This window comes from Kitasatospora sp. NPDC088160 (assembly GCF_044741445.1).
In the GTDB taxonomy this organism is placed as follows: domain Bacteria; phylum Actinomycetota; class Actinomycetes; order Streptomycetales; family Streptomycetaceae; genus Kitasatospora.
The window spans coordinates 90,648-99,389 of sequence record NZ_JBIUSS010000020.1; the positions used below are offsets into that span (position 1 = coordinate 90,648).

The window sequence follows — 8,742 nt, forward strand, 5'->3', positions numbered from 1 at the left end:
CTGGTCCCGGCCTGAGACCTTGCTCTGCCCGATCAGCAGACCGTTGACGGTCGCTCCGCAAGGAGGCCAGCCGCCGACCGGATGCCGCCGGGCGACGGAGGCGGGGGCTGAACTTGGCGCGTTCGGCTGCGCGGCGCCCGCGCAGTCTGGATCATGACAGGTGTGGAGGACTGGTCCGACTGCTTCGACCCCGACGAGTTGCGTATCCGCCTCGACATGGCGCTCGAGGAGAACGCGCAACTGCGCGAGGAACTCGCTGGCGCACAAGCGGAAAACACCCGCCTGCGAAGCCGTCTGAGCTGCGGCGCACCAGTCAGGGCCACGTCGCTGCCACCGGTTCCCGAACCGGGCCCGGTGGTGCCGGCCACGGGGGCGAACGGGCTGCCGTACGCGGACGGTTCCTCCAGCGCGGAGGCGAAGATCGCCCTGTTCCGGGCGCTGTTCGCGGGGCGCGAGGACGTCTACGCGAAGCGGTGGGTGAGCGCCAAGTCCGGCCGAACCGGCTGGAGCCCGGCCGAGGACAACCCGTTCGACAGGAACAAGGCCGAGGAAGACCGGGTGTTCTGGCCGCTGACCGACGACACGGTGTACCACCACCTGGACCCGTCCCGGCAGGGCCGCGACGAGGTGCACCTCGGCCTGTACCCGCTGCTGGCGGACGACACCTGCCGCCTGCTGGCCTGCGACTTCGACGGTAAGGACGGCAGCGACTGGCGCGGTGACGCCGCCGCGTACGTCGAGGCCTGCCGCGACGCGGGAGTCCCCGCCCTCCTGGAGGTCTCCCGCTCCGGGGCCGGCGCGCACGTATGGACGTTCTTCACCGCCCCGGTCGCCGCGACCAGCGCCCGGGCGCTCGGCATGGCACTGCTGCGGCGGGCGATCGACGCGCGCGGGCAGATGGCGCTGTCCAGCTACGACAGGCTCTTCCCCGCCCAGGACTTCCTACCGATCAAGGCCAAGGGCAGCTTCCGGTTCGGCAGCCTGATCGCCCTACCGCTGCAAGGCGTCTCCCGCGCCAAGGGGAACACCGTCTTCGCCGACCCCGACACCTGGGAGCCGCACCCGGACCAGTTCGCCCACCTCTCGCGGACCGAACGGCTGACCCCGGCCGACGTCGAGGCTCTCGTCGACAAGCTCGGCCAGGTCAAGGCCGGCCCCTCACCGACCGTCCCGGAGCTCGGGCCCAGGCCCCGCCGCAAGGCGGCCCTTGGGAAGGCGCCCTCGCGTGTCGAGGCGCGGCTGTCGGCGATGCTGGCGATCGCGACCGCAGAGCTGTCCCCGCAGCTGCTCGCCGCGCTGAAGCACACCGCGGCGTTCCACGACCCGGAGTTCTACCGCAAGCAGAACCAGCGCTTCTCCACCTTCAACACCCCCCGCTTCGTCTGCTGCTTCGACGCCACCGACCCAGAGTGGCTCAAGATCCCCCGCGGCCTGGCGGACGAGGCCGCCCAACTCATCGCCGCTGCCGGCGGCACCCTGGAGATCGTCAGCGAACTCCCCGATCCGCCGCCGATCACCGCCCGCTTCATCGGCGAGCTGACCGCCGTTCAGCAGCAGGCCGTGTCCGCGATGGCCGACCACCGGGCGGGCACCCTCGTCGCGCCGCCCGGCTCCGGCAAGACGGTCATGGCCTGCGCCCTGATCGCCCAGCAGAGCACGCCGACCGCCGTGATCGTCAACCGCTCCGAGCTGCTCGCACAGTGGAAGGAACGCCTGGCGACGTTCCTCGACCTCGGCGACGCGCAGGTCGGCTCCCTGGGCGGGGGCAAGGACCGCCGTGGCCAGGTCGTCGACCTGATCATGCTGCAGACGTTGTCCCACCGGGACGCCCCCGACGACCTGCTCGACGGCTACGGGCTGGTCATCGTGGACGAGTGCCATGCCGCGGGCGCGCCCGGCGCGGAGGCCGCGATCCGGGCGGCGAAGGTGCCGCGTTGGGTGGGGCTGTCCGCCACGCCGTACCGCGCGGACCAGATGGATCCGCTGATCACGATGCAGTGCGGCCCGATCCGCCACGAGATCGAGGACGCCAGCACGTTCGCCAAGCACCTGATCGTGCACTCCACGGCCTTCACCACCGACGAGCCGGGTAACGACGGGGCGTCGATCCAGGCTATCTACAACGAGCTCGCCCACCATGCCCCGCGCAACGAGCTGATCGCGGACCACATCGCCGACGCCGCCCGGCGCCGCCGGTGCAGCCTGGCGCTGACCAACCGCGTCGAACACCTCCACCAGCTCGCCGGCGCGCTTCTGCCGCACGGCATCACCCCACTGATGCTCCACGGCGGCATGCCTCCAGCCGAGCGGGCCCGGGTCCGAGCAGCACTGTGCGAGGAGACCGACGAGCCGTTGGTGCTGCTGGCCATCGACAAGCTCGCCGGCGAGGGCTTCGACGAGCCCCGGCTGGACACGCTCTTCCTGACCAGCCCGATCTCGTTCAAGGGGCGCGTCATCCAGCAGGTCGGCCGGATCATGCGCAACACCGAGACCAGGAAGTCCCACGTCGAGGCCCACGATTACCTCGACGCCGGCGTTCCCCAGCTCGAGCGCATGCACCACAAGCGCCGCCGCATCCTCGAACGCCGCGGCTTCACCACGACCACGCCCGCACAGCTGCCACCCACACCCCCACGCCCGGCGCAGCCCGCCACCCGGCAGCAACGACAGACCACGCCGCCGGCGACCGCCGAGGTACGGGCCTGGGCACGCAGCCGCAGCATGGACGTGCCCGCCCGAGGAAAACTCCGCGCCGAGATCTGGGAAGCATGGCACACCGCCCACCCGACCAGGTGATCACCGGCACTTCCCTGGCCACCGATACCCGGAGGATGAACGATGATTCAGCAGCCGTCAGATGCCGTCAGCGTGCGCGAGATGTCGCTGTACCAGCAGTACTACGACCTGGTGGCGGCCGGCCGGAAGCGAGTGGAAGTCCGTGTCGCCTACCCCGCGCTGCTCGACCTCGCGCCGGGCCAGCGGATCAGGTTTCGCTGCGGGCAGCAGTCCACATTGACCCAGGTCACGAGAGTGACTCGCTACGCGAACTTCGAGGAGCTGCTGGACAACGAAGGTGTGGAGGCGGTGAACCCCACCGCCTCGCGCGATGACCAGCTGAGGGCGATCCGCGACATCTACCCGCCGGCGAAAGAGGAGCTGGGCTGTCTGGCGATCGCGATCGAGAAGATCTGATCCAGCGCTTCGACCGCTCGACGGTGTCGCGGTTCGTGTCGACAGCTACCCGCCGCGGGTCCTGCAGCAGGGCACGGGACCCAACCTCACCCTCGGCGGCGACGAGGGCAACCGGATTGCGCTCGGCGGGTGAAACGGGCCACGCAACAGCGGCGGGAGGAGGCAGACTGATGCAGTGTCAGGATTCATCCGGGATTCGAAGTACTACGGCGACCGTCTTGTATACGAGCCGCTGGAAAGCAAGTGGCGCCGCTACCACGCCACCCATTGCGGGTGCGGTGGTGACTGGCTGGAGGACCACGCCGTGCCGGCGGGCTTCACCGTCCTGCCCCGGGGCAAGAGCGGCTACTACGGCCTCGTGGGTCCGGGGCTGACGGAAGGCGTCGACGAGTCACGGCTGACGACGAACGCCCTCTGGGAGGCGGTCACCCGCCAGCCGGGCACCCAGGACTGGTTCGAGAGCGTCGAGGTCGTCGACCGCAGCGAGGCCGCCGAGGCCCAGCGCAAGGCGCACAACGACGCCTACTACGGTCAGCGGCGCGAGGAGAGCGCGGCGCGCAAGAAGGCCGCAGCCGCCACCTCCGCCACCCCGGCCCAGGCCCGCTACCTGCTCACCCTGGCCCAGAAAGCCGGCGACGAGCAGTTCACCGCGCAGTTCGCCAAGGCCATCAAGGGCACCGTCATCAAGCCGCGCGGTCCGAAGGAAGGCGCCCAGGTGGCGATCGCGCGGCTCACCAAGGCCGCGGCGACCAAACTGATCTCCGCGCTGGCCGACGGAGACGCTTCGTGAACGCTCAGGGCCCGCCCGTGCCGCTGCTGGTCGCCAGGCTCAAGGGCTTCCTGAGCGAGGTCGAGTGCAAACTGCCCGCAAACGGGGCGGAGCAGGCCGTGCTCGGCGAGACCGCGGTGGAGCAGGCCCGCTCCCTGGTCGCCGACGAGAACGCGGTACTGCCTGCGAGGGTGCTCACCGGCTGGAGGCGGTGGCCCGCGACGCCGCCGGGTACCGCAGAGGCACTACCGAGCGGTGCGACTACCTGGACCGGCAGGCCAAGGTGCTGCACGACATCGTCGACGTCATCGACGACGAAAGCTCACGCTGGATCGCCCAGGACGCCGAAGACCGGGCCGACCGGGCCCGCGAGACGGCCGAGATCGACACCCGCTTCGATGCCACCCCTCCACCCCCGGCGCGCACGGTGACTCCGTGGCCGCACCCGACCACCACGGCCATGATCCAGGCACGGACGGCTACCTCGGGCCGGGGCCGGTGACCGGCCGAGGCGCCCGCGGATGGAGAGAGGATCTGGAGCGGCAGAGCGCCTACGCACTGGACCGCTGTATCGCCGGCCCGGGCGAGCTGCCTCCGGGCCTGCGCGCGGACGCCCTGACGGTGGTGGAGTCGCTCCTGCTGGCGGGGCTTCCCGTCTTCAACGTGGAGGCGGCCGCCGACGGCGACGACAACGGTGTGGAACTCGTCGTCGAGGACGAGCCGGGCGGCCCGGTGCCGCTGGCGGTGTGGCGCCAGCATCCCGCGGTGAGCATGCTCGGGGAGCCGTTCGCCAGCGTCCAGGCAGCCATGCACCAGGCCGTCCGGGGGGTGCTCTCCGCGTACGGGCACCGTCTGCGCGCGGAGCAGGATGAGGGCCGCGCACCGACGATTCTGCCGGCCGGCCCGCGGGGTGAGGACATGGTTCGAGGCGGGGTGGCGGGCGGAGGATGATGGTGGACGTGAACGGCGATGAGTTCGGCGAGCTCACCGCAGACGAGGTCAACGACCTGCTGGACGGCCGTACGGACCTGGCGCGGTGGGACGACGAGGACGAGGGTTACGAGTGGCAGTGCTGAGCCCGGCTGGCGACGTCGGGGCCGAGGTGCCGACGGTGTTCCTGCTGGTCGGGCTGACCGGCTCGGGCAAGACCACGTACGCCACCCGGGTGCTGGAGTCGGCCGGTGCGGTGCGGCTGTCGGTGGACGAGCGGTTGCACGCCCGGCACGGGCGCTACGGCGTCGACTACCCCGAGCAGCGGTACTTCGAGCTGCAGGCGCCGGTGGTCGCCGAGGTCCGCGAGCACCTGGTCGAGCTGGTCGCCTCCGGCAGGGATGTGGTGGTCGATCACGGGCTGTGGCTGCGACACGACCGGGACGAGTGGAAGCAACTGGTCGCCGAGGCGGGCGGCCGGTGGCGGCTGCTGTACTTCCCGGTGCCCAGGGACGAGCTGCTGCGACGCCTTCAGGAGCGCAACCGGCGCGAGGACGCCAACGCGCTGACCCTGACCGCCAGCGCACTGGACGACTTCTACGCCCGATTCGACGTACCCGACGACGAGGGCGAGGAGATCATCGAGCCGGATTCGTTGAGGTGGATCCGCGACAGCTCCACCGTTGTCTCCTGAGCCGAGTCCAGCCCGTTCTACGCGGCGCGCCCGTTGTATGCCTGGATAAGCCACTGGGGAAGCCGTCCGCGCGCGCTGACCTTCCGGCCGGTCGCCCGCGCCCAGGCCCGGATCTCCTGCGCGTCCGCAGCGGAGATCGTTGCCTGGACCGGCCGGTGCGGGCCGGACTTCGGAAGCCGGCCGCGGACCCTGCGGGCCCGGGCCATGAACGGGGCAAGCGACTGGCGCAGGCTCTCGGCGTTCGCCTCGGCGAGGTCGATCTCGTACCGCTGGCCGTCCAGCGCGAAGAAGACCGTCTCGTCGGCGCGGCCGCCGGTGAGATCGTCCTCAACAACAATCTGGATGCGCTGGACCACTGGTCGATCTTCCTTACGAGAAACTTGTTCGTCGGCGCATCGTATCGGTCGCAAAATCGTTCGCACCAATTGATCGCCGACAATACGGGTGCGGCCGCGGGGCCGGCGGCGGTAGCGTCCGGTTCGTGCCGCAGCTGAGCCTTCCGACAACGCGGGTCCACGCCTCCTTCCTCGGCGCCCTCGCCGAGTACCGCTGAGATACGAGCCATCGGGGAGCACGGCGAGGATGGCAGGACGTCGGCGAGCGGTGATGCGGATGACGAACTGGGCTCCGGTGGCCGCGGTGTGCGCCAGGAAGTCGTCCGCGTCGAAGCCCCGGTCGGCGAGGACGAGCATGCTGGCGTTCACCAGCGGCAGGAGACACCGCGCATAGGTGGTCTCGTACTCGCTCGTCGGCCCGAACACCGCGCCGAGCAGACCGCGGGAGCCGGTTTCGCAGAGCGCCATCAGCCGCAGGAGGGGGTAGCCGGCCCATCCCAGCCGAGCTTGGATCCTGCCGAGCCAGGCCCGGTTTCGCTCGCAGTCGGGCACCTTCACCGCGCTGTATCCGTCGAAGGCCACGGTCCGCCAGCGTCGGTAGCGGACGCCGACCGTGGTGGATTGCGCGAGCGGCCCGGCCAGCACCTCGAACAGGGCTTTGAGCGGGGCGGGTCCCACGCGTCGACGCAGGCATCGAAGGGCCCTCTCGCTCGGGCGGGCGATCCCAGGCGTGGTGAGTCCGGCGGTCAGCTTGTCCCAGACGCGCAGGTAGCCCAGGGCGGGGAACAGTGACAGGGCCAGGACGAAGTACACCCCGACGCGAGAGGGCAGGAGTCGTCGACGACGCTCCACGGCACGGTTCTCCTCGAGCACCGCGTCCACGAGTTCGACGGGAAGGTAACGGGTGAGCTCGCCCAAATGGCCTGGGGCGAGAGCGGAATCTCCGCCTCCTCCAAGGCGATCGGGCCGATCGGTGGCAGACTGGTCAGTCAACGGGACCTCTTCAGCACGCAGATCTTGGTCGATCCCTTGCTCTATAGGAGGTCCCGTCCTCATGCCTGCAAACCAGGCCGAGATCACTCTCTTGACGGACGCGAGCGGGGCTTAACTCCGTGGCCTTGCCTCGACACCACCTGACAATGCCCTACCAGACAACCGCGACCGACCGGCCGCGCACCTCGAAAGGGCGGGTGTCGAGGGTCATGTCCCACGTGCCGTCGACACGAGCGGGGCTGACGGCCGTCATGTCTCGTCGTGTCCACGGTGCCAGGAACGTCTGGTCGACCGGGGTGGTCAGTGGACGGCTCGGCTGGGCCTCGTGCGGGTCACCTCGGCGGCGGCCAGCACGGTGTTGGCCTGGTGCGCGGCCTGGTCGGCCACAGGGATCCAGGCCGGGCGGAAGCGCTGCTCGTACTCGCCGATCCACTCCCGCAGCAGGTGGTCGATGCGGTCGGCGACCGGTGCGGTGCGGGCGTGGGTGGGGTCGAGGGCGCGCCGCAGGAGGGCGGCTGTACGCACCGGGAGGCGGTGTGCCCACAGTTCGATGCCCTCGAGGCGGGCTGGGGTCATGAGGCCGGAGCCCAGAAGCCGCTGGCCGCCGACGCCGGGGTCCCACTGGTCGGCGAGTTGGTTCAGGGCGGTCAGGGGGGTATGGACTGCGCGCAGGAGAGGGGTGTCCGCCAAGTGGGGGCCGGCGGTTTCGAGGAGTTCGGTGATGACCTGTCCGTGGCGACGCAGGTGGGCGGCGCAGGTGGCAAGGCGGGTGCCGGGGTCGGGGGTGGGGCGCGCAGGGTCGGGCTGGGAGGCCCAGACGGGGACCTCGATGATGAGGGTGTCGCCGCCGTGGCGCTGGGGGGTGAACCACGTGGTGGCCCGGACGCCGGTTTCGGTGGTCTCGGCTCCGTCGCCGGGGTGGGCGGTGAGCATGCCGGTGGTACTTTCCTGGCGGTCGATGTCGTGGGGGTCCATGACGAAGACGGCGGGGCCGGGTTCCTCGAGCCAGAAGGTGTCGAAGGAGCCGGAGTCGAGGGGAAGGCCGTGGTCGGCGGCGGACTTGGCGAAGGGTTCGGCGAGTCCGGGCAGGTCGCGGGTGGTCTGGATGAAGGTGCCGCCCACGTCGGTGGAGTGGAGGGAGAACTGCAGGCGGGGGCGCAGGTCGTCGATCAGGTCGAGGAGGATGCGGCTTTCGGGCAGGTTGGCGCCGATGGCCGGCGCCCATTCGGGCTGTTCCTCGGCGGCGGGGCGGAAGAACGTGGCGAAGTAGTGGGGCAGGGTGCGGGCGTGGCGGCTGTCCTCGGCCAGGTGCGCGCCGTCGGGGTCCAGGCAGAGCAGGAAGTTCCAGGTCGTCGCGGAGTGGAGCCCGGGTTGGGCGAGGACGCGGTGGGCCAGTTCGAGGATGCTGGCGCGGCCGGAGAACTCGTCGGCATGGGCACCCGAGACGACCAGGACGTGGTCGTCCGTGCGGCCGATGGTCAGCAGGTGCAGGGGGCGGCCAGCACGGGAGGTGCCGAGGGTACGCAGGGTGCACAGGCCGGGGTGGCGGGCGGTGAGCTGGCGGGCCGCGTCGGTGAGCTCGTCGAGTGCGGGGTAGCAGTCGCTGAGCACGGCCTGGCCCGCGGCGGTCGAGGTGTCGGTGTGCATGGCGGTCCCTTTCCCATGAATGTGTGGTGGAGGTTTGCCTCCATACGAAAGGGGGGCGGGGCCCCCCCGGGGGGGGGGGGCGGCCCCCCCCCCGGGCCCGCCCCGGACGCTGCCCCCCACCCGGGGAGGGAGCCCCCCCACCGGGGGCGCTGCGAGCCCGGGTGGGGGGCTGGTAGAGGGAG

Annotated in this window: 8 protein-coding genes and 1 pseudogene; 6 read left to right on the forward strand and 3 right to left on the reverse strand. The window is 70.9% G+C overall.

Annotated features, from left to right (window positions below; genetic code table 11):
• Nucleotides 1–162 precede the first annotated feature (162 nt).
• The 6 genes from ACIOGZ_RS28720 (at nt 163) to ACIOGZ_RS28745 (ending at nt 5,585) form a co-directional block, all read left to right on the forward strand.
• Nucleotides 163–2,796 (forward strand): TOTE conflict system archaeo-eukaryotic primase domain-containing protein, encoded by a 2,634-nt coding sequence (locus tag ACIOGZ_RS28720; RefSeq protein ID WP_400988035.1) that lies wholly within the window; start codon nt 163–165, stop codon nt 2,794–2,796.
• 42 nt (nt 2,797–2,838) lie between these two features.
• The gene (locus ACIOGZ_RS28725; protein WP_400988037.1) at nt 2,839–3,192 is read left to right on the forward strand and encodes an ASCH domain-containing protein; all 354 of its coding nucleotides are present in this window, start codon (nt 2,839–2,841) and stop codon (nt 3,190–3,192) included.
• 175 nt (nt 3,193–3,367) lie between these two features.
• Nucleotides 3,368–3,982: a hypothetical protein gene (locus ACIOGZ_RS28730; RefSeq protein ID WP_400988039.1), complete on the forward strand. Its 615-nt coding sequence runs from the start codon at nt 3,368–3,370 to the stop codon at nt 3,980–3,982.
• A gap of 190 nt (nt 3,983–4,172) precedes the next feature.
• Nucleotides 4,173–4,463 (forward strand): hypothetical protein, encoded by a 291-nt coding sequence (locus ACIOGZ_RS28735; protein WP_400988040.1) that lies wholly within the window; start codon nt 4,173–4,175, stop codon nt 4,461–4,463.
• Entirely contained in the window at nt 4,397–4,912 is a 516-nt protein-coding gene (locus ACIOGZ_RS28740; RefSeq protein ID WP_400988042.1) for a hypothetical protein, read from the forward strand. Before ACIOGZ_RS28735 ends, ACIOGZ_RS28740 begins: the two co-directional genes overlap by 67 nt.
• A gap of 112 nt (nt 4,913–5,024) precedes the next feature.
• Nucleotides 5,025–5,585 (forward strand): AAA family ATPase, encoded by a 561-nt coding sequence (locus ACIOGZ_RS28745; protein WP_400988044.1) that lies wholly within the window; start codon nt 5,025–5,027, stop codon nt 5,583–5,585.
• 17 nt (nt 5,586–5,602) lie between these two features.
• On the opposite strand, the gene ACIOGZ_RS28750 is transcribed toward ACIOGZ_RS28745, so the two are convergent.
• The 3 genes and pseudogenes from ACIOGZ_RS28750 to ACIOGZ_RS28760 form a co-directional block, all read right to left on the reverse strand.
• A complete protein-coding gene (locus tag ACIOGZ_RS28750) occupies nt 5,603–6,007 on the reverse strand; it encodes an Lsr2 family protein (RefSeq protein WP_400988172.1) in 405 nt (134 codons plus the stop codon).
• Between the two features lie 117 nt (nt 6,008–6,124).
• Nucleotides 6,125–6,913, reverse strand: a pseudogene (locus ACIOGZ_RS28755) (transposase domain-containing protein); the annotation flags it as partial.
• A gap of 300 nt (nt 6,914–7,213) precedes the next feature.
• Nucleotides 7,214–8,560, reverse strand: coding sequence for a M14 family zinc carboxypeptidase (locus ACIOGZ_RS28760; protein WP_400988046.1), 1,347 nt, complete (start codon nt 8,558–8,560; stop codon nt 7,214–7,216).
• Between the last annotated feature and the right edge of the window lie 182 nt (nt 8,561–8,742).